The organism is Streptomyces luteogriseus, assembly GCF_014205055.1.
In the GTDB taxonomy this organism is placed as follows: domain Bacteria; phylum Actinomycetota; class Actinomycetes; order Streptomycetales; family Streptomycetaceae; genus Streptomyces; species Streptomyces luteogriseus.
On the sequence record NZ_JACHMS010000001.1, the window covers coordinates 6,466,685 to 6,486,806 of the forward strand.

The 20,122-nt window shown below is 72.8% G+C and carries 23 protein-coding genes; 16 read left to right on the top strand and 7 right to left on the bottom strand.

Annotated features, from left to right (window positions below; genetic code table 11):
* Positions 1-3 precede the first annotated feature (3 nt).
* From hisH to hisF, 4 genes are read left to right on the top strand one after another with little or no spacing between them, the layout of a single operon-like run.
* The gene (gene hisH, locus BJ965_RS28775) at positions 4-645 is read left to right on the top strand and encodes an imidazole glycerol phosphate synthase subunit HisH (RefSeq protein WP_184917655.1); all 642 of its coding nucleotides are present in this window, start codon (positions 4-6) and stop codon (positions 643-645) included.
* Entirely contained in the window at positions 642-1,367 is a 726-nt protein-coding gene (gene priA / locus BJ965_RS28780) for a bifunctional 1-(5-phosphoribosyl)-5-((5-phosphoribosylamino)methylideneamino)imidazole-4-carboxamide isomerase/phosphoribosylanthranilate isomerase PriA (protein ID WP_184912456.1), read from the top strand. The genes hisH and priA overlap by 4 nt, the downstream gene beginning before the upstream one ends.
* Complete coding sequence (locus BJ965_RS28785) at positions 1,364-1,765, top strand: RidA family protein (protein WP_184912458.1); 402 nt, start codon at positions 1,364-1,366, stop codon at positions 1,763-1,765. The genes priA and BJ965_RS28785 overlap by 4 nt, the downstream gene beginning before the upstream one ends.
* A 13-nt stretch (positions 1,766-1,778) precedes the next feature.
* Positions 1,779-2,534 (top strand): imidazole glycerol phosphate synthase subunit HisF, encoded by a 756-nt coding sequence (gene hisF, locus BJ965_RS28790; RefSeq protein WP_184912460.1) that lies wholly within the window; start codon positions 1,779-1,781, stop codon positions 2,532-2,534.
* 148 nt (positions 2,535-2,682) lie between these two features.
* Here the strand turns inward: hisF and BJ965_RS28795 are convergent, their stop codons facing one another.
* Positions 2,683-3,318, bottom strand: a complete 636-nt coding sequence (locus BJ965_RS28795; RefSeq protein WP_184912462.1) for a TIGR03085 family metal-binding protein — start codon at positions 3,316-3,318, stop codon at positions 2,683-2,685.
* An 83-nt stretch (positions 3,319-3,401) separates the two neighbouring features.
* On the opposite strand from BJ965_RS28795, the gene hisI reads away from it, so the two are divergent.
* The 11 genes from hisI to lgt all read left to right on the top strand — a co-directional run bounded on the left by hisI (position 3,402) and on the right by lgt (position 12,103).
* Positions 3,402-3,788, top strand: coding sequence for a phosphoribosyl-AMP cyclohydrolase (gene hisI / locus BJ965_RS28800; protein ID WP_184912464.1), 387 nt, complete (start codon positions 3,402-3,404; stop codon positions 3,786-3,788).
* Between the two features lie 11 nt (positions 3,789-3,799).
* Complete coding sequence (locus BJ965_RS28805) at positions 3,800-5,281, top strand: anthranilate synthase component I (RefSeq protein WP_184912466.1); 1,482 nt, start codon at positions 3,800-3,802, stop codon at positions 5,279-5,281.
* A gap of 41 nt (positions 5,282-5,322) precedes the next feature.
* Entirely contained in the window at positions 5,323-5,964 is a 642-nt protein-coding gene (locus BJ965_RS28810) for a TIGR02234 family membrane protein (RefSeq protein WP_184912468.1), read from the top strand.
* Positions 5,965-6,073: 109 nt separating this feature from the next.
* Complete coding sequence (locus BJ965_RS28815; protein WP_030848361.1) at positions 6,074-6,325, top strand: HGxxPAAW family protein; 252 nt, start codon at positions 6,074-6,076, stop codon at positions 6,323-6,325.
* A gap of 94 nt (positions 6,326-6,419) precedes the next feature.
* A complete protein-coding gene (locus BJ965_RS28820; protein ID WP_184912471.1) occupies positions 6,420-6,854 on the top strand; it encodes a DUF2752 domain-containing protein in 435 nt (144 codons plus the stop codon).
* 139 nt (positions 6,855-6,993) lie between these two features.
* Entirely contained in the window at positions 6,994-7,803 is an 810-nt protein-coding gene (gene trpC / locus BJ965_RS28825) for an indole-3-glycerol phosphate synthase TrpC (RefSeq protein WP_184912472.1), read from the top strand.
* 21 nt (positions 7,804-7,824) lie between these two features.
* The gene (trpM, locus tag BJ965_RS28830) at positions 7,825-7,992 is read left to right on the top strand and encodes a tryptophan biosynthesis modulator TrpM (protein ID WP_184912475.1); all 168 of its coding nucleotides are present in this window, start codon (positions 7,825-7,827) and stop codon (positions 7,990-7,992) included.
* 106 nt (positions 7,993-8,098) lie between these two features.
* Entirely contained in the window at positions 8,099-9,382 is a 1,284-nt protein-coding gene (gene trpB, locus BJ965_RS28835) for a tryptophan synthase subunit beta (RefSeq protein WP_184912477.1), read from the top strand.
* Positions 9,379-10,197, top strand: a complete 819-nt coding sequence (trpA, locus tag BJ965_RS28840) for a tryptophan synthase subunit alpha (protein WP_184912479.1) — start codon at positions 9,379-9,381, stop codon at positions 10,195-10,197. Before trpB ends, trpA begins: the two co-directional genes overlap by 4 nt.
* An 86-nt stretch (positions 10,198-10,283) precedes the next feature.
* Positions 10,284-11,060, top strand: a complete 777-nt coding sequence (locus BJ965_RS28845; protein WP_184912481.1) for a DsbA family protein — start codon at positions 10,284-10,286, stop codon at positions 11,058-11,060.
* Between the two features lie 83 nt (positions 11,061-11,143).
* Entirely contained in the window at positions 11,144-12,103 is a 960-nt protein-coding gene (lgt, locus tag BJ965_RS28850) for a prolipoprotein diacylglyceryl transferase (protein ID WP_184912483.1), read from the top strand.
* A 61-nt stretch (positions 12,104-12,164) separates the two neighbouring features.
* Here the strand turns inward: lgt and BJ965_RS28855 are convergent, their stop codons facing one another.
* Genes BJ965_RS28855 through BJ965_RS28880 form a run of 6 tightly spaced genes read right to left on the bottom strand, consistent with a single transcriptional unit; the run spans position 12,165 to position 19,061 of the window.
* Positions 12,165-12,980, bottom strand: coding sequence for an HpcH/HpaI aldolase/citrate lyase family protein (locus BJ965_RS28855; RefSeq protein WP_184912485.1), 816 nt, complete (start codon positions 12,978-12,980; stop codon positions 12,165-12,167).
* On the bottom strand, positions 12,977-14,176 hold the full coding sequence (locus BJ965_RS28860; RefSeq protein ID WP_184912487.1) for a CaiB/BaiF CoA transferase family protein: 1,200 nt from the start codon (positions 14,174-14,176) through the stop codon (positions 12,977-12,979). The genes BJ965_RS28855 and BJ965_RS28860 overlap by 4 nt, the downstream gene beginning before the upstream one ends.
* Positions 14,173-15,537: an ADP-ribosylglycohydrolase family protein gene (locus tag BJ965_RS28865; RefSeq protein ID WP_184912489.1), complete on the bottom strand. Its 1,365-nt coding sequence runs from the start codon at positions 15,535-15,537 to the stop codon at positions 14,173-14,175. The genes BJ965_RS28860 and BJ965_RS28865 overlap by 4 nt, the downstream gene beginning before the upstream one ends.
* Positions 15,525-16,694 (bottom strand): ADP-ribosylglycohydrolase family protein, encoded by a 1,170-nt coding sequence (locus BJ965_RS28870; RefSeq protein ID WP_184912491.1) that lies wholly within the window; start codon positions 16,692-16,694, stop codon positions 15,525-15,527. The genes BJ965_RS28865 and BJ965_RS28870 overlap by 13 nt, the downstream gene beginning before the upstream one ends.
* 7 nt (positions 16,695-16,701) lie before the next feature.
* Positions 16,702-18,030, bottom strand: a complete 1,329-nt coding sequence (locus tag BJ965_RS28875; protein ID WP_184912493.1) for an ADP-ribosylglycohydrolase family protein — start codon at positions 18,028-18,030, stop codon at positions 16,702-16,704.
* Positions 18,027-19,061: an ADP-ribosylglycohydrolase family protein gene (locus tag BJ965_RS28880; RefSeq protein WP_184912495.1), complete on the bottom strand. Its 1,035-nt coding sequence runs from the start codon at positions 19,059-19,061 to the stop codon at positions 18,027-18,029. Before BJ965_RS28880 ends, BJ965_RS28875 begins: the two co-directional genes overlap by 4 nt.
* A 215-nt stretch (positions 19,062-19,276) precedes the next feature.
* Here BJ965_RS28880 and BJ965_RS28885 point away from each other — a divergent pair, with 215 nt between their 5' ends.
* Positions 19,277-20,008: a VIT1/CCC1 transporter family protein gene (locus BJ965_RS28885; protein ID WP_184912497.1), complete on the top strand. Its 732-nt coding sequence runs from the start codon at positions 19,277-19,279 to the stop codon at positions 20,006-20,008.
* The last annotated feature ends 114 nt before the right edge of the window (positions 20,009-20,122 follow it).

Below are 20,122 nucleotides of genomic sequence, written 5' to 3' on the forward strand. Positions count from 1 at the left end.
CCCCTGAAGACGCGGAAGAAGGTCGTCGTCTTCGACTACGGCTTCGGCAACGTCCGTTCCGCCGAGCGCGCCCTCGCGCGCGCGGGTGCCGACGTCGAGATCACCCGTGACTACGACAAGGCCCTGAACGCCGACGGCCTGCTGGTCCCCGGCGTCGGCGCCTTCGCGTCCTGCATGACGGGCCTGCGCGAGGCCCGCGGCGACTGGATCGTCGACCGCCGGCTGTCCGGCGGCCGCCCGGTCATGGGCATCTGCGTCGGCATGCAGATCCTCTTCGCCCGCGGCATCGAGCACGGCGTGGAGAGCGAGGGCCTCGACGAGTGGCCCGGCTCCGTCGAGCCGCTCCAGGCCGAGATCGTGCCCCACATGGGCTGGAACACCGTCGAGGCGGCCCCCGGCTCGCAGCTGTTCGCCGGCCTCGATGCGGACGCCCGCTTCTACTTCGTGCACTCCTACGCCGTCCACGACTGGTCGCTGGAGACGCACAACCCGGCGATGACGGCCCCCAAGGTCACCTGGTCCACCCACGGCAAGCCGTTCGTCGCCGCCGTCGAGAACGGCGCCCTGTGGGCCACGCAGTTCCACCCCGAGAAGTCCGGCGACGCCGGAGCCCAGCTCCTCACCAACTGGATCGGAACACTGTGAGCAAGCTCGAACTCCTCCCCGCCGTCGACGTCCGGGACGGCCAGGCCGTCCGCCTGGTGCACGGCGAGTCCGGCTCGGAGACCTCCTACGGCTCCCCGCTGGAGGCCGCCCTCGCCTGGCAGCGCTCCGGCGCCGAATGGCTGCACCTGGTCGACCTGGACGCCGCCTTCGGCACCGGGAACAACCGCGAGCTGATCGCCGAGGTCGCCCGCGCCATGGACATCAAGGTGGAACTGTCCGGCGGCATCCGCGACGACGAGACCCTCGCCGCCGCCCTCGCCACCGGCTGCAAGCGCGTCAACCTGGGCACGGCCGCCCTGGAGACGCCGGAGTGGGTCGCCAAGGTCATCGCCGAGCACGGCGACCAGATCGCCGTCGGTCTCGACGTCCGCGGCACGACCCTGCGCGGGCGCGGCTGGACCCGCGACGGCGGCGACCTCTACGAGACGCTGGAGCGCCTCGACAAGGAGGGCTGCGCGCGGTACGTCGTCACCGACATCGCCAAGGACGGCACGCTCCAGGGCCCCAACCTGGAACTGCTGCGCAACGTGTGCGCCGCCACCGACCGCCCGGTCGTGGCCTCCGGCGGGGTTTCCTCGCTCGACGACCTGCGCGCCATCGCCGACCTCGTCCCGCTCGGTGTCGAGGGCGCCATCGTCGGGAAGGCGCTGTACGCGAAGGCGTTCACCCTTGAAGAGGCCTTGGAGGCTGTGTCGTCATGACCGTGCGGCGTGTGCAGAGCGGAAGTCCCTGGGAAGAATCCTTCGGTTTTGCACGCGCCGTCGCGGCGGGCGACCGGGTGCTGGTCGCGGGCACGACCGCGTTCAAGGGCGATGTGCTCTACGGCGAGGGCGACCCGTACGAGCAGGCCAAGGTGGCCTTCACCACCGCTCTGGAGGCGATCGCGGAGTTCGGGCTCACTCCCGAGTCCGTGATCCGGACCCGCGTGTGCCTGGCACACGCCCGGGACGTCGACGCGGTGGGCCGGGCCCACAAGGAGATGTTCGACGCCGTACGCCCGGTCACGACCCTGCTGGTCGTGCAGGGCTTCATCGACTCCCGGGTCCTGGTGTCGGTGGAAGTGGAAGCATTCAGAGGGACACCTTCAGCGGAACACTAGAGGAGCACGATTCATGACCCTGGCGGTCCGAGTCATCCCCTGCCTGGACGTGGACAACGGCCGGGTCGTCAAGGGCGTCAACTTCCAGAACCTGCGCGACGCGGGCGACCCCGTCGAGATGGCCAAGGTGTACGACGCCGAGGGCGCCGACGAGCTGACGTTCCTGGACATCACGGCCTCGTCGGGCAACCGCGAGACCACGTACGACGTGGTGCGCCGCACGGCCGAGCAGGTGTTCATCCCGCTCACGGTCGGCGGCGGCGTCCGCACGGCCGAGGACGTGGACAAGCTGCTGCGCGCCGGTGCGGACAAGGTCGGCGTCAACACGGCCGCGATCGCCCGCCCCGACCTGATCCGAGAGATCGCCGAGCGCTTCGGCCGTCAGGTGCTGGTCCTGTCGGTCGACGCCCGCCGCACCGAGTCGGGCTCCTTCGAGGTCACCACCCACGGCGGCCGCAAGGGCACCGGCATCGACGCCGTCGAGTGGGCCCACCGGGCCGCCGAACTGGGCGCCGGTGAGATCCTGCTCAACTCGATGGACGCCGACGGCACCAAGGACGGCTACGACCTGGAGATGATCCGGGCCGTGCGCAAGCACGTCACGGTCCCCGTCATCGCCTCGGGCGGCGCCGGCAGGCTGACCGACTTCCCCCCGGCCGTCGAGGCGGGCGCGGACGCGGTCCTTGCGGCCTCGGTGTTCCACTTCGGGGATCTGCGGATCGGCCAGGTCAAGGAGACGCTGCGGGAGGCGGGACACCCGGTGCGGTGACGTCCCCGTCTGACGAGAGCCCCGGCCGCGTGGTGCGGCCGGGGCTCTCGCCTGTCCCTCAGATCCCTCGGATCCCTCGGATCCCTCGGATCCCTCGGATCCCTCGGATCCCTCGGATCCCTCGGATCCCTCGGATCCCTCGGATCCCTCAGATCCCGAGCTGCTTCGACTCGTGCAGCTTCGCGATCGCGTTCTCGTCGCCGTCCAGGCCGACCTTGGCCGCGCTCTGACGGCCGTAGCAGAACAGGACCAGTTCGGACGGCTCGCCGGTCACGGTGACCACCGGGGTGCCGCGGTGGGCCACCGCCGTCTGGCCGTCGGGCCGGCGCAGGACCAGGCCCGTCGGGACGCCGCGGCCCATCAGACGCGCGGTGCGCTCCAGGCGGGACCACAGGGCGTCCTGGAAGACCGGGTCGAGGTCGCGCGGGGACCAGTCGGGCTGGGCCCGGCGGACGTCCTCGGTGTGGACGTAGAACTCGATGATGTTCGACGCCTCGTCGACCGGCTTGAGGGAGAAGGGCGAGAAACGCGGCGGACCCGTACGGATCAGCTGGATCAGCTCCTCGTACGGCTTGTCGGTGTACTCCGCCATCACCTTCTCCAGGCGCGGCGCGAGCTGCTTGATCAGTATGCCGCCGGCGGCGTCCGGGCGGCGCTCGCGCACCACGACGTGCGCCGCGAGGTCCCGGGTCGTCCAGCCCTCGCACAGGGTGGGCGCGTCCGGGCCCGCGGTCTCCAACAGGTCGGCGAGGAGAAGTCGTTCGCGCTTGGCATGGGTCGACATGCGGCCAGCCTACGACCGCCCGTCAGGTCCGCACAGCGGACACTCCACCCGGCCTGTCGGTGGCGCGCGGCACAATGGTCACCATGACCAGCACGCCCAGTCGCCTCGACCCGGAGATCGCCGTGCGCCTCAAGCGCAGCCCCGACGGCCTCCTGCCCGCCATCGCCCAGCAGTACGACACCGGAGAGGTGCTCATGCTCGGCTGGATGGACGACGAGGCGCTGCACCGCACCCTGACCACCGGCCGGTGCACCTACTGGTCGCGCAGCCGCGGCGAGTACTGGGTCAAGGGCGACACCTCCGGCCACTTCCAGTGGGTGAAGTCCGTCGCCCTGGACTGCGACGCCGACACCGTGCTCGTCAAGGTCGACCAGGTGGGTGCCGCCTGCCACACCGGTGCCCGCACCTGTTTCGACGAGGACGTGCTCCTCAAGGACGGCGGTCCCGCCGGCCCCGTCGCGGATCAGTAAGGTCAGCGGCCATGGACCTCGAGACCTTCCGCAAGCTCGCCACCGACCGGCGGGTCGTCCCCGTCACCCGCAAGCTCCTCGCCGACGGCGACACCCCGGTCGCGCTCTACCGCAAGCTCGCCGCCGAGCGCCCCGGCACCTTCCTGCTGGAATCCGCGGAGAACGGCCGCTCCTGGTCCCGGTACTCCTTCGTGGGCGTGCGCTCCGCAGCGACCCTGACCGCACGCGACGGACAGGCCCACTGGCTCGGCGCCCCGCCCGTCGGCGTCCCCACGGACGGCGACCCCCTCGCCGCCCTGCGCGCCACCATCGAAGCCCTGCACACGCCCCACCAGGAGGGCATGCCGCCCTTCACCGGCGGCATGGTCGGCTACCTCGGCTACGACATCGTCCGCCGCCTGGAGAAGATCGGCCCCGGCGAGCGCGACGACCTGAAGCTGCCCGAGCTGACCATGCTCCTCACCAGCGACCTGGCCGTCATGGACCACTGGGAGGGCTCGGTCCTGCTGATCGCCAACGCGATCAACCACAACGACCTGGAGACGGGCGTCGACGAGGCCCACGCCGACGCCGTCGCCCGCCTCGACGCCATGGAGGCCGACCTCTCCCGCCCGGTCGCCCAGCCCCCGGCCGTCCTCCCGCCCTCCGAACTCCCCGAGTACACCGCGCTGTGGGGCGGCCCCGACTTCCAGGTGGCCGTCGAGGACATCAAGGAGCGCATCCGCGCCGGTGAGGCCTTCCAGGTGGTCCCCTCCCAGCGGTTCGAGACGCCGTGCACGGCGAGCGCGCTCGACGTCTACCGGGTCCTGCGGGCCACCAACCCGTCCCCGTACATGTACCTGTTCCGCTTCGACGGGTTCGACGTCGTCGGCTCGTCCCCCGAGGCCCTGGTCAAGGTCGAGGACGGCCGGGCCATGGTCCACCCCATCGCCGGCACCCGCTGGCGCGGCGCCACCCCGCAGGAGGACCAGGCCCTCGCCGAGGAGCTGCTCGCCGACCCCAAGGAGCGCGCCGAGCACCTCATGCTCGTCGACCTGGGCCGTAACGACCTGGGGCGGGTCTGCGAGCCCGGCTCGGTCGAGGTCGTCGACTTCATGTCCGTCGAGCGGTACTCGCACGTCATGCACATCGTCTCGACGGTGACGGGCCGCGTCGCCCCGGGCCGTACCGCCTTCGACGTCCTCACCGCCTGCTTCCCGGCCGGCACCCTCTCCGGCGCCCCGAAGCCCCGCGCCATGCAGATCATCGATGAACTCGAACCCTCCCGGCGCGGCCTCTACGGCGGCTGCGTCGGCTACCTCGACTTCGCCGGCGACTCCGACACCGCCATCGCCATCCGCACCGCCCTCCTGCGGGACGGCACCGCGTACGTGCAGGCCGGAGCGGGCATCGTCGCCGACTCCGACCCGGTCGCCGAGGACACCGAGTGCCGCAACAAGGCGGCCGCGGTGCTGCGGGCCGTCCACACGGCGAACCGGCTGGGAAAGGCCTGAGATGAACCCCGGGTGACGGTTCGCCCGGGGTTCAGGCGATAGTGGGGTACGTGACTGCCGTACCGCACCCCCGTTCCGAAGCCCCCGGATCCGCCCGGGCCGGCCGCCTGAGCCTCGCCGTCGCGCTGCTGAGCGGCGCGCTCGGCGCTGCCGTGGCGCTGCTCGCCACCCGGCAGCAATGGTCGCAGGGCACCGCGACGGTGGCCGGCGGCGCCTTCCCCCTGACCGCCAAGGGCAGCGACGTCACGGGCGTTCCCGCGGCGCTCGCCATAGTGGGCCTCGCCGCGCTCGTCGCCGTGTTCGCCGTCCGCCGCGCCGGCCGCTTCGTCGTCGCCGCGCTGCTGGCGCTCTCCGGCGCCGGCATCGTCGCCGCGGCCCTGCTCGGCGCCTCCGACAGCTCCGCGCTCGACGAGCAGGCCGCCCAGGCCTCCGGCGACACCTCGGCCTCCGTCGACGCCCTCAGCCACACCGCCTGGCCGTACGTCGCGGTCGTCGGCGGCGTCCTGATCCTGGTCGCCGGACTCCTCGCCCTGCGCTACGGGCGGCTGTGGCCCGCCATGTCCGGCCGATACGAGCGCGGCGCGACGCCCCAGCCGCGCCGCAAGACCCCCGCCGTCGACCCCGACCGGCCGGAGGACCTGTGGAAGGCACTCGACCGCGGCGAGGACCCGACCGGGGCCTGAGCCCACCCGGGGGACCGGGGAGCACCCCCGCTCACCGAGCGGGCACGCGTGCGGGACAATGGGCCCGAGCGTCCTGCTCAGACACGCACACAGCAACGAGGAGCAAGCAATGGCGGGCAGCAGCCACGGTCACACCCCGGCCGCCTGGACCGGTGTCACGATCGCCTTCATCGGTTTCTGCGTCTCGGGCGCGTTCATGGTGCTGGACCAGCCGGTGGGCTTCTGGGCGGGCATGGTGGTCGTGCTGCTCGGCGGTGTCGTCGGCGGCATCATGCGGATGATGGGCCTGGGCCAGCCCAAGGAAGCGCACCAGCCGCACCGGACCACGGGCGACCGCGAGCCGGCCGGCGCCGGGAGCTGACCCCCGCGGCACGGTCCGCGGAGCACGTCCTCACGTGAGGGGCGGCGCTGGCACACGAGTGCCGGAACCGCCCCTCACGCGCGTGCGGGGCACAATGCATACCGTGAACGCCGAGAGCCGAAGGGTGACGCAGAGCGTCCCGAGCCGTCTGGCCGTCCCCGCCGGGGTGCTCGCGGCCGTCGCCGCCGCCTTCGCCTACGTGGGCACCGTGGACCCCAACGAACCCGGCCACTACCCCGTCTGCCCGCTGTTGCGCTACACCGGCCTGTACTGCCCCGGCTGCGGCGGCCTGCGCAGCGCGCACGCCTTCGTCCACGGGGACGTCCTCGCGGCGCTGCACGCCAACGCGCTCGCGACCCTCGGCTATCTGGGCTTCGCCGCGCTGTGGACCGTATGGGTGGTCCACGCGGTCCGCGGGCGCCCGCTGCGGATCGACCCCCGCCCGGGACTGGTGTGGAGCCTCGGAGCGTTGCTGCTGGTCTTCACCGCTGTCCGGAACCTGCCCTTCGGTGGCTGGCTCCATCCTTGATCAACAGGCGGATGTCCAGGTAGTGGGACCGGCGTCAACCGGATGTGAGGCCTACGCCCCGCTGCGGATACCATCGCAGTGACCATCGGTTTTCGATCGGTCGCTGGAACTGTCAAGAGTCTGGAAGGGGGCCGCTCGCGTGAGTGTGCTCGACGAGATCATCGACGGAGTCCGTGCCGACCTTGCGGAGCGGCAGGCGCGCGTCAGCCTCGACGAGCTCAAGGAGCGCGCGGCGAAGGCTCCCGCGGCCAAGGACGGCGCGGCCGCACTGCGCGGCGAGGGCGTCAAGGTCATCTGCGAGGTCAAGCGCTCCAGCCCCTCCAAGGGTGCGCTGGCCGCGATCGCCGACCCGGCCGGACTCGCCGCGGACTACGAGGCGGGCGGTGCGGCCGTCATCTCCGTCCTCACCGAGGAGCGCCGCTTCGGCGGTTCGCTCGCCGACCTGGAGGCCGTCCGCGCCCGGGTGGACATCCCCGTGCTGCGCAAGGACTTCATCGTCACGTCGTACCAGCTGTGGGAGGCCCGCGCCTACGGCGCCGACGTCGTGCTGCTGATCGTCGCCGCCCTCGACCAGCCCGCCCTGGAGTCCCTCATCGAGCGCGCCGAGTCCATCGGGCTCACGCCGCTCGTCGAGGTGCACGACGAGGACGAGGTCGAGCGGGCGGTGGACGCGGGCGCCCGTGTGATCGGCGTCAACGCGCGCAACCTCAAGACCCTCGAGGTCGACCGCGGCACGTTCGAGCGGGTGGCACCGGAGATCCCCGACCACATCATCAAGATCGCCGAGTCCGGTGTCCGGGGCCCGCACGACCTCATCGCGTACGCCAACGCCGGCGCCGACGCGGTCCTGGTCGGCGAGTCCCTCGTCACCGGCAAGGACCCGAGGACGGCGGTCTCGGACCTGGTGGCGGCCGGCGAGCACCCCGCACTCCGGCACGGCCGGAGCTGATCACCCGCTAGGCTTGCCCCGATGACTCCCACCATGACGACCGTGGACCGGTACGCCCGCCTCGCGCGCGGCTGCCGCCCCCGCGGCTGCCGTGCACCGGCCCGCCGGATCCACGGCCGCCGCGTCCGGTACGTCATCGGTGACGAGCCCGGGCAGGTCAACGGCATGCGATGGCAGCGCGCCCTCTAGGGGCGCGGGGAACTGCGCGACCAGCCTCGATGGGCCCGCAGCCGACAGGAAGTCCTCGCCCCCACGGCGATTAGTGATCAACACACACTCACCGTGAGGTATCCGCATGCCCAGCCAGTTCTTCATCCCCGACCCCGAGGGTCAATCGCCCAACCCCGAAGGCTACTTCGGGGCATTCGGCGGCAAGTTCATCCCCGAGGCCCTCGTCGCAGCCGTCGACGAGGTGGCCGTCGAGTACGACAAGGCCAAGCACGACCCCGAGTTCGCCAAGGAACTCGACGACCTCCTGGTCAATTACACCGGCCGCCCCTCGGCGCTCACCGAGGTCCCCCGCTTCGCCGCGGAAGCGGGTGGCGCCCGCGTCTTCCTCAAGCGCGAGGACCTCAACCACACCGGCTCCCACAAGATCAACAACGTCCTGGGCCAGGCTCTGCTCACCAAGCGCATGGGCAAGACCCGGGTCATCGCCGAGACGGGCGCCGGCCAGCACGGCGTGGCCACGGCCACCGCCTGCGCGCTGTTCGGCCTCGACTGCACCATCTACATGGGCGAGATCGACACCCAGCGCCAGGCCCTCAACGTGGCCCGGATGCGCATGCTCGGCGCCGAGGTCATCGCCGTGAAGTCCGGCAGCCGCACGCTGAAGGACGCCATCAACGAGGCCTTCCGCGACTGGGTCGCCAACGTCGACCGCACCCACTACCTCTTCGGCACCGTCGCCGGACCGCACCCCTTCCCGGCGATGGTCCGCGACTTCCACCGGGTCATCGGCGTCGAGACCCGCCGCCAGCTCCTGGAGCGCGCCGGACGCCTGCCCGACGCGGCCGTCGCCTGCGTCGGCGGCGGCTCCAACGCCATCGGCCTCTTCCACGCCTTCATCCCCGACACGGACGTCCGCCTCATCGGCTGCGAGCCCGCCGGACACGGGGTCGAGACCGGCGAGCACGCGGCGACCCTCACCGCCGGAGAGCCCGGCATCCTGCACGGCTCCCGCTCCTACGTCCTCCAGGACGACGAGGGCCAGATCACCGAGCCGTACTCGATCTCGGCCGGTCTGGACTACCCGGGCATCGGCCCCGAGCACGCGTACCTGAAGGACTCCGGCCGCGGCGAGTACCGCGCGGTCACCGACGACGCGGCGATGCAGGCCCTGCGCCTGCTCTCGCGCACCGAGGGCATCATCCCGGCCATCGAGAGCGCCCACGCCCTGGCCGGCGCCCTGGAGGTCGGCCGGGAGCTCGGCAAGGACGGGCTGATCGTGGTCAATCTGTCCGGCCGCGGCGACAAGGACATGGACACCGCCGCGCGCTACTTCGGCCTGTACGACACGGACGCCGAGGTCGCCGAGGACGCCTCCGGCACCGCCGAGATCGAGGGGGACGCCAAGTGAGCGGGAACATCAGGCTGTTGAGCGACACCCTCGCAGCGGCCAAGTCCGAAGGGCGCTCCGCCCTCATCGCCTACCTCCCGGCCGGGTTCCCGACCGTGGACGGCGGCATCGAGGCGATCAAGGCCGTCATCGACGGCGGCGCCGACGTCGTCGAGGTGGGCCTGCCGCACAGCGACCCCGTCCTCGACGGTCCGGTCATCCAGACCGCCGACGACATCGCCCTGCGCGGCGGCGTCAAGATCGCCGACGTGATGCGCACGGTCCGCGAGGCCCACGCCGCCACCGGCAAGCCCATCCTCGTCATGACGTACTGGAACCCCATCGACCGCTACGGCGTCGAACGGTTCACCGCCGAGCTCGCCGAGGCGGGCGGCGCCGGGTGCATCCTGCCCGACCTGCCCGTGCAGGAGTCGGCCCTGTGGCGGGAGCACGCCGAGAAGCACGGTCTCGCCACCGTCTTCGTCGTCGCCCCCAGCAGCAAGGACGAGCGGCTCGCGCAGATCACCGCGGCGGGCAGCGGCTTCGTCTACGCCGCCTCCCTCATGGGCGTCACCGGCACCCGCGCCAGCGTCAGCAATCAGGCCCAGGACCTGGTGGAACGCACCCGGGCCACGGGGACGGACCTGCCGGTCTGCGTCGGGCTCGGCGTCTCCAACCCCGCCCAGGCCGCCGAGGTCGCGGGCTTCGCCGACGGCGTGATCGTCGGCTCGGCCTTCGTCAAGGCCATGCTGGACGCCCCGGACGACGCGGCCGGTGTCGAGGCCGTGCGCGCGCTCGCCGGCGACCTCGCCAAGGGCGTGCGCGGGCGGGCGTAAGAACGCCGGAAGTCATACAGGTCCCTCGTACGGGTGGACCTGGGGCCGGGGAGGCGCGCTGCGCCTCCCCGGTTCGTTTCCGGGGTGTGAGCGAGAAGAACCGTGAGGGAAAGCGCACCGCCCGGGAGAAGCTGGCGGTCGAGCGCGAGAAGCAGAAGTCCGCGGACAAGCGCCGGCGCGCGCTGATCGTGGGCGGGGCCGTCGTCGCCGTCCTGGGACTCGCGGCGGTGATCGGTGTCGTCGCGGCCAACGCCGGCAAGGACGACGACAGTGAGGCCTCGGGCCCGGTCGTGGCGCCCTCGGGAGCCCAGGGCAAGGACAGCCTGGCCATCCCGGTCGGCAAGGACAGCGCCAAGTCCACGCTCACGGTGTGGGAGGACTTCCGCTGCCCCGCGTGCAAGTCCTTCGAGACGGCGTACCGGCCGGTGATCCACGAGCTGACGAACGCGGGCCGGCTGAAGGTGGAGTACCACCTGGTCACCCTCATCGACGGCAACATGCGCGGCACGGGCTCCCGCAACGCGGCCAACGCCGCGGCCTGCGCCCAGGACGCCGGGAAGTTCCCCGCGTACCACGACGTGCTCTTCGACAACCAGCCCTCGGAGGTCGACGACGCCTTCGCGGACAACGCCAAGCTGATCGAGCTGGCCGGCAAGGTCGACGGCCTGGACACCCCCGCCTTCCGCACCTGTGTCGAGAAGGGCACGCACAACGGCTGGGTCGCCAAGTCCCACCAGGCCTTCAACAAGGGCGGCTTCTCGGGCACGCCGACCGTGCTGTTCGACGGCAAGAACATCTACCAGGACCGCACGATGACCCCGGCCAAGCTGAAGCAGATGGTGCAGGAGGCGAACAAGGAGTAAGGGTCTTCTCACGCCCCCGTTATGGACCCGTAGCCGGGCTGCCCGTCGCGGGCCCGGTGCGGCACGGTAGCGTCGACCCTGCCATGGAACTTGCCTTCATTCCCAGCCCGTCGCGCGGGGTGCTGTACCTCGGCCCCATTCCGCTGCGCGGCTACGCGTTCTGCATCATCATCGGCGTCTTCGTCGCGGTCTGGCTCGGCAACAAGCGCTGGATCGCCCGGGGCGGGCGGGCCGGCACGGTGGCCGACATCGCTGTCTGGGCCGTGCCCTTCGGCCTGGTCGGCGGCCGGCTCTACCACGTGATCACGGACTACGAGCTGTACTTCAGCGAGGGCCGTGACTGGGTGGACGCCTTCAAGATCTGGGAGGGCGGCCTCGGTATCTGGGGCGCGATCGCACTCGGCGCGGTGGGCGCGTGGATCGGCTGCCGCCGCCGGGGCATCCCGCTGCCCGCGTACGCCGACGCCATCGCCCCCGGCATCGCCTTCGCGCAGGCGATCGGCCGCTGGGGCAACTGGTTCAACCAGGAGCTGTACGGCAAGCCCACCGATCTGCCCTGGGCTCTGGAGATCACCTCCTCGTCGGACGGACGGGTGCCGGGCACGTACCACCCGACGTTCCTCTACGAGTCGCTGTGGTGCATCGGTGTGGCGTTCCTCGTCATCTGGGCGGACCGCCGCTTCCGCCTCGGACACGGCCGGGCGTTCGCGCTGTACGTCGCCGCGTACTGCACGGGCCGGGCGTGGATCGAGTACATGCGGGTCGACGACGCCCACCACATCCTGGGCCTCCGGCTGAACGTCTGGACCGCGATCCTGGTGTTCCTGCTCGCGGTGACCTACCTGGTGCTGTCGTCCAGGAAGCGGCCCGGGCGGGAGGACGTCGTGGAGCCGGGCGCCGTGGCCTCCGGTGACGACGCCGACGGCGGCGAGCAGTCCGAGGGCACCGCCGAGGACGACGAGAGCACGGACAATTCCGAGACCGGGGCGGACGCCGCCGGGAAGACCACCACGAACGAGGCCGGGTCGGGGAAGAAGACCTGACGGCCTGCCGTATGTGACATGCCGAGAGCGCCCGGGAGTCATCCCGGGCGCTCTCGGCATGTCAGCGGCGGCGCGCCAGGGACAGGGTCCGCTGGGCCGCCGTCACCACCGCCGCGTCGACGAAGCGGCCGTCGGGCAGAGCCTGGGCGCCCTGATCCGTGGCGGCCGCCTTGAGCACCGTCTCCGCCCGCTCGATCTCCGCCTCGGTGGGCAGATAGGCGCGTTCGATCACCGAAAGCTGACGGGGGTGGATCGCGGCACGGCCGAGGAATCCCAGGGCGCGGCCGTGGGCGCAGGAGGCCGCCAGTCCGTCCAGGTCGCGGGTGTCCGGGTGGACGGACTGGGGCGGAGGCGGCAGACCGGCGGCCCGGGCCGCCACGACCACCCGGGAGCGGGGCCAGTCGAGGCCGGTGTCGTCGCGCACGCCGAGGTCGGCCCGCAGATCGGCCTCGCCGAGCGCGATACCGCGCAGGTTCGGATGGGCACCGGCGATGGCGTACGCCTGCTCCACGGCGAGAGCCGTCTCCAGCAGGGCGTACAGGTCGGCCCGAGCGGCTCGGCGTGCCGCGTGGGCGACCTCGGCGGGTGAGGTGATCTTGGCGAGGCGGAGACCGGAAAGCCCGGGAGCCGGGGCCAGGGCCGCGATGTCCCGCTCGCCCCAGGGACTGTCCGGGGCGTTGACGCGGACATGGACCGGGACGTCCGGCGGGTGTGCGAGCAGGTCGGCGGTGGCGGCCCGGGCGTAGTCCTTGCGGTCGGAGGCGACCGCGTCCTCCAGGTCGATGACGACGACGTCGGCGCCGGAGGCCAGGGCCTTCGCGACCACCTGAGGACGGTCGCCCGGGGCGTAGAGCCAGGTGAGCGGGTACGCCGTCACAGGGCGCCCTCCGCCCGCAGCGCCGTGACGTCGTCCGGGGACAGGCCCAGCTCGGTCAGGATTTCCTCGGTGTCGGCGCCGTGCGGGCGCCCGGCCCAGCGGATCGCGCCGGGCGTGGCGGAGAGCCGGAAGAGGACGTTCTGCATGCGCAGCGGGCCGAGTTCGGGGTCGTCGACGGTGGTGATGGTGCCCAGGGCCTGGTACTGCGGGTCCGCCATCACGTCCCGGACGTCCTGGACCGGCGCCACCGCCGCCTCGGCCTTCTCGAAGGCGGCCATGACGTCCGTGCGGGTGCGCACGGCGATCCAGCCGCCGACGGCCTCGTCCAGGACGTCCGCGTGCCGGGCGCGGTCGGCGCCCGAGGCGAACCAGGGCTCGTCGATCAGTTCCGGGCGGCCGACCAGGTGCATCACGCGTTCCGCGACCGACTGGGCCGAGGTGGAGACGGCGACCCAGGTGCCGTCCGCGGTGCGGTAGACGCCGCGCGGGGCGTTGTTGGGGGAGCGGTTGCCGGTGCGGGGCTGGACGTGGCCGAGCTGGTCGTACCAGAGGGGCTGGGGGCCGAGGGCGGCCAGGATCGGCTCGATCAGGGCCATGTCGACGACCTGGCCCTCACCGGTGCGCTCGCGGGCGGCGAGCGCCGTCATCACCGCGTACGCCGTCGTCAGGCCCGCGATGGAGTCCGCCAGGCCGAACGGCGGGAGGGTCGGGGGCGAGCCCGGTTCGCCGGTGATCGCGGCGAAGCCGCTCATCGCCTCGGCGAGGGTGCCGAAGCCGGGCCGATGCGCGTAGGGGCCGAACTGGCCGAAGCCGGTGACGCGGGCCAGGACCAGGCGGGGGTTGACGGCCGACAGCTCCGGCCAGCCCAGGTCCCACTTCTCCAGGGTGCCGGGGCGGAAGTTCTCGATGATCACGTCGGTGGTGGCGGCCAGCCGCAGGAGGGTGGCGCGGCCGCCGGGCTTCGACAGGTCCAGGGTCATGGTCCGCTTGTTGCGGCCGAGCATTTTCCACCACAGGCCCACGCCGTCCTTCGACGGGCCGTGGCCGCGGGAGGGGTCCGGCTTCCCCGGGTGCTCGATCTTGACGACCTCGGCGCCGAAGTCGCCGAGCAGGGTGGCGGCCATCGGGCCGGCGAAGAGGGTGGCGAGGTCGAGGACGCGGAGGCCGGTGAGGGCCGCGGTCGTGGGTGCTGTCATGGGCGGTGGGTCTCCCGGTGCGTGAGGTGGGCGAGGGTGTCGAAGCCGATGCCGTCGAAGTCGCCGACTGACGTGGCCAGCCGGTTCTTCAGGGGTGCCGTCCAGCGGTCGGGGAGCGCCGTGGGGTGCCCGGCCAGCAGCCCGGCGACGGAGCCGGCCGTCGCGCCGTTGGAATCGGTGTCCCAGCCGCCGCTGACGGCACGGCAGACGGAGCCGTCGAAGTCACCGTTCGCATGGGTGAGGGCGGCGGCGATCAGGGCGGTGTTGGGGACGGCGTGCACCCAGTGGTGGGTATCGGCGTGGGTGGCGTGGAGGGCGTCGACGACCGACTCGAAGTCCGCCTGTTCGTGCGCGAGTTGAACGGCCTGACGGACGGCTCGGGCCAGGCGGGAGCGTGGGGGGACGACGGTGAGACCGGTGCGCAGGCAGGTGTGGACGTCGTGGTCGCCGGTCGCCGCCGTGGCGAGGGTGGCCGCCGTGAACATCGCCGCGTAGACGCCGTTGGCGGTGTGCGTGAGAGTCGCGTCCCGGTGGGCCTGTTCGGCTGCCGCGGCCGGGTCGCCCGGATTGGTCCAGCCGTGGACGTCGGCGCGGATCAGGGCGCCGATCCACTCGCGGAACGGGTTGCGAAAGCGGGCGGTGTGCGGGGGTTCCAGGCCGGAGAGGAGGTTGCGGTAGGCGATGCGTTCGGCGGTGAAGGTGCGGCCGGCGGGGAGTTCGTCGAGCCAGGTGCGGGCCACGTCCGTGGTGGTGAACGCCCGGCCGTGGCGTTGCAGGAGGACGAGGTTGATCAGGGGGTAGTTGAGGTCGTCGTCCTCGGGCATGCCGTCGATGTTCTCGGCGAGGGAGGTGGGCGCCGAGCGGCGGTTCCAGGGGTGCCGTTCGAGGAGCTCCCGCGGGACGCCCCGGGCGGTGAAGTAGGTGGTGAGGGGCCAGTTGCCGGTGGACCGGGCGAGTCGGCGGATCGCGTCGAGCGGGAGCTTCTCGACCGGTTTGCCGAGGAGGCAGCCGGTGGCGCGGCCGAGCCAGGCGGCTTCCAGGGCCTGCGGGGTGGTGGTGGCCGTGGTGCCCACCGGCTCCGGCCAGTCGGGGCAGGCGGACCGGATCCTCCCCAGGTCCGTCGGTTCGTCGTCCGCCAACGCGCTCGGGAGATCGGCCAGTTCGTCCAGGAGGTCCTCCGCCAGCCGGCGGAGGTAGCGGGACGCCGGGGTGGGGGAGGCGCCCGCGGTGGCCGGGGCCTCGGGGCCGCCCGCCGCTCGCCAGCGGGCCGCGACGGCCTTGGGCTCGCGGCCGTCCTGGGCCGCCTGCCGGAGTTCGTGGCCGAGCAGGTCCTCCGGCTGGACCCAGGTCAGGCGGAGCATTCCTGGCCTCCGAGGGAGGCGAAGGCCCGCTCGTGGGCGCGGCGGCGGGTCACGTCCCGCTCGAAGATCTCGCGGGTCACGGCCGTCAGGGTGGCCGCCGGTTCCCAGAGGTCCAGGCGGCTGGCTTCCGCGACCGTCTTGGCCCAGTCCTCCGGGACCGGTGAGCCCAGCGCCCCGGCCACGGCGCCGGCCATCGTGGCGATGGAGTCGCAGTCGCGGCCGTAGTTCACCGCGCCGAGGACCGCGTGGCGGTAGTCGCCCCGCGCCACGAGCACCATGCCCAGCGCGACGGGCAGTTCCTCGATCGCGTGCAGACGGGACGGGCGGCGGGCGCCGAGCGAGGGGGCCCGGTAGTCGGGGCCCACCGTGTCGTACGGGGTCACCGCCTCGCGCAGCGGGCGCAGAGCGGACTCGAAGTCCGTGTGGCGCACCGCCTCCTCGCAGACCCGCTCGATCGCGGCCCGGGTGCCGTCCTTCGCGAGGGCCAGACACGTCGAGACGACCGAGTCCGGGGTCGCGCCCGGGGTGCATGCCGCCGCCACCGCCGCGGCCAGGACACCCGCCGCCTCACGGCCGTACGACGACTGGTGGGCGCCGGCTACGTCGAGGGCCTCGGCGTACGCCGCCCGCGGGTCGGCCGCGTTGACCAGGCCGACCGGGGCCATGTACATCGCCGCGCCGCAGTTGACGATGTTGCCGGTGCCGGCCTCGCGCGGGTCGGCGTGGCCGTAGTGGATCCTCGTCACCAGCCACTTCTCCGCCAGGAAGATCCGCTGGAGGGGGAGGGCCTCGCTCTCCAGCTCCGGGATCCAGCGCCGCTCGGTCATCAGGTCCGGGACCAGGTGGTCGGCGATGGCGTAGGCGTCGAGGTGGTCGCGGACCCGGGCGTAGACGCGCACCAGGGCGTGGGTCATCAAGGTGTCGTCGGTGACGTGGCCGTCGCCCTTGTGGTACGGGGCGAGAGGGCGGGCCGTGCGCCAGTCGTCGCCGTGCCAGGGGCCGACGATGCCGTGGACGCGGCCGCCGTGGCGTTCGAGGATCTGCTCGGGCGCGTAGCCCTCGACGGGACCGCCGAGCGCGTCGCCGACGGCCGCCCCGACCAGGGCTCCGGTGATCCGCTCGTCCAGTGGGGCGTTTTGGCGGGTTTTGGGCTGCATGGCCGCATCATCCACCCGGACGGGCCGGTTGTACCGCTTCCAGAAGTTCGGCGAGTTCCACGAGGTCCGTGCCGGTGAGGCGGGGGAGGACGCAGCCGGAGAGGGTGCGGCAGGTCTCCCGCCAGGAGGCGGGGATCGACGCGCCACCGCCGAGGGCGCCGGTGAGGGCGCCCGCCAGGGCCGGGGCGGAGTCCGCGACCCGGGACAGGCAGGCCGCGGCGGGGATCGCCTGCGCGATGCGGCCGCGGGCTGCGGTGGCCAGGGCGAGGGCGACCGGGACCGTCTCGGCGGCGGCGATGCCGTAGCTGTAGACGTGGTCGACGATCTGGTGCTCCAGGGGCGGGACGAGCGCGAAGGCGTTGTCCGCGGCGGCGGCGAGCTGCAGGGCCTGGCGGGCGTTGCGGCCGATCTCCGTCTCCTCGGGGAGCTCGGTGAGGGCCGCGGTGACACAGGCGTCCACGTCCGCCCCGGCCAGGGCGAGGGCGAGCGCCGCCGCCATCGCGCGGGCGCCGTGGACGCCGTCGCCGTCCTGGGTGTAGCGGGCGTCGAACTCGGCGAGGTCGGCGGCGCTGCGGGGGTCGCCGGGGTGGGCCATGGCCAGGACGCAGGCGCGTACGCAGGCGGCGTCGTCGAAGTAGTGCGGGTTGTCGTGGCCGGTGGCGGGCGGGCGCAGGCCGGTGGCGAGGTTGCCGAGGCCGGCGCGGACGGAGATGCGGGCGCGCAGGGGGAGGACGGCGGACTCGATCTCGGGGGCGCGGTCCGCCGCGGCGGCGACCTCGGCGGCGAGGGCGTTCCAGGTGAGGTCGATCGCGGCTCGGGTGCGGCGTTCTCGGCTGAGGTCGTTCAGGACGGTGTCGTCGCCTGCGCGCAGGAGGGCTTCCGCCGCGAAGGCCGCCCACTCGGCGTCGTCGGAGGGGCCGAGGCGGAGGGGCTCGGGGGGCTGGTTCAGGGCGATGGGGACGGGGAGGGTGGTCGTGGCGTTGTGTTCGGCGAAGGTGTCGAGTTCGCGGGTGAGGCGGCGGGTCCAGTCGGGCATGCGGGCGGCTCTGTGGCGGGCGGCGGGCCAGCCGGCGGCGTCGCCGGCGGCCAGTCCGAGCAGGAGGCCTTCGGCTCGTCTCGAGGCCTCGGCTTCGCCTTCGGACCTTTTGTCTCCCGCCCGCGCACCGCCCGCAACTGTCACCCGCGGGGTCCTGGTCTCCCGTGGGGCGCGTTCGCCGTCGGCGGGTGCGGGGGGTTCGGGTGGGGTCGGGGCGCGTTCGCCGTCGGCGGGTGCGGGTGGGGTCGCGGGTTCGTGCGGGGCCGGGGCCGGGGCCGTGGCCGGTTCGAGGGTGGTCATGCGGGGGTCTCCGGTCCGTCGGTCGGCGGGGCGGCGGCCGGCGGTGTCAGCAGGTCCGCCACGTCCAGGACGTGGTAGCCCGCCATCGCCGGGAGGCATCTGCCGTGGACCGGGCCGATGGGCGTCGCCCAGCACTGCGGGATCGCCGACACGCCCCGGGTGGCACCCGCCAGGGCCCCCGCCACCGCCGCCGTCGTGTCCGCGTCGCGGCCCATGTTCACCGCGGTCAGGACGGACTGCTCGAAGTCGCCGTCGGCCGCCGCGTACGCGCCGAAGGCCAGGGCGACCGCCTCGGGCGCCAGGTCGGTCCAGGGGTAGCCGCCGATGACGACCGCGGAGCGGACCGCGCGTTCGCCGCGGTGGGCGACGGCCACCGCGCGGCGCAGGCTGCGGGCCGTCCAGGAGTCGTCGGGGACGACCGCGAGGGCCGCGGCCACCACCGCGGTCGACGGCGCGCCGGCCATCGCCGCCGCGACGCCCGCCGCCACCGCCTGCCCGCCGTAGATGCCCTCGCCGTCGTGGCTCACCGAACCGTCGATCGCGACCAGCCGGGCCGCCTCCGCCGGGCGGCCCGCCGCGAACACCCCGAAGGGGGCCGCGCGCATGGCCAGGCCGTCGCTCCAGGCGTGCCGGTGTTGCGCGGAGATCGGGGCGGCCAGCCCTCGGCGGAGGTTCTCGAGCGTGCCGCGTTCGCTGAAACCGGCGCCCCGGAAGGGGCCCTCGTCGCGGTCGGCGATCCACTCGTGCCAGGCCGCCTCCACATGGGCCGGGGTGAGCGCCGAGCCGTGCCGGGCCAGCAGGAGGCCGGAGAAGATCGCGTACTCGGTGTCGTCCGTGCCGGACGGGTTGTCAGTGACGTAGCCGGTGATGCGGCCCCACCGGGCGCGGATCTCGGAGGGCTTCATGTTCTCGGCCGGGGCCCCGAGGGCGTCACCGACGGCCAGGCCCAGCAGTGCGCCGCGTGCGCGTGCGCGGAGCCCGGTGGCGTCCCCGGGCGCCGGGACGGAGGGGATGCAGGCGATCGATGCCATACGGCATGTGTCCCACTCCGGTGACTCCGCCGAGCCTCACGAGCCCCAGCATCACCCGGTCGACATTTGGGCGCACTGATGATCAAGTGAGCGCGAAACGGTAAAACCGCAGGTTAGCGCAGCCTTTCCTTGCTGGCGAGAGTGGAATTCAGGGCGTAGTTTATGGGTTGTAAAACTCTGGAATCTGTCCAAAGAACGGGGAGTGGGGATCTTCCATGGCCATCATCGACACCGAGGCGACGCTGCACGAGGCGCACCGGGACAACCACACGCACCGGGACGTGAACGGCGGCTGGCTGCGTCCCGCGGTGTTCGGTGCGATGGACGGTCTCGTCTCCAACCTCGCCCTGATGACCGGCGTCGCCGGTGGCGCGGTCAGCCAGCACACCGTCGTCCTGAGCGGACTGGCGGGCCTGGCCGCCGGCGCCTTCTCCATGGCTGCCGGTGAATACACCTCCGTCGCCTCGCAGCGCGAGCTCGTCGAGGCCGAGCTGGACGTGGAGCGGCGCCAGCTGCGCAAGCACCCCAAGGACGAGGAGGCCGAGCTCGCCGCGCTCTACGAGTCGAGGGGTGTCGAGGCCGGGCTGGCCCGCGAGGTCGCCCAGCAGCTGTCGAAGGACCCCGAGCAGGCGCTGGAGATCCACGCCCGGGAGGAGCTGGGCATCGACCCCGGTGACCTGCCCTCGCCGACCGTGGCCGCCGTGTCGAGTTTCGGCTCCTTCGCGCTGGGCGCGCTGATTCCCGTCCTGCCCTATCTGCTGGGCGGGAGCAGCATGTGGCCGGCGGTGCTGCTGGCGCTGCTGGGGCTCTTCCTGTGCGGTGCGGTGGTGGCCAAGGTGACGGCACGCACCTGGTGGTACAGCGGGCTTCGGCAGCTGTTCCTGGGAGGCGCGGCGGCCGGTGTGACGTACGCCCTGGGCACCTTGTTCGGAACGGCCGTAGGATAGCGCGGCTCGGACCTATGCAAGGGACCGCATAGGTAGCCGTTACTCACTGGTTTCGAATGCGGAACCACCGGGCATGAGCCGTAAGCGCTGCGGGCAACGACGCTCGCCGCGCAC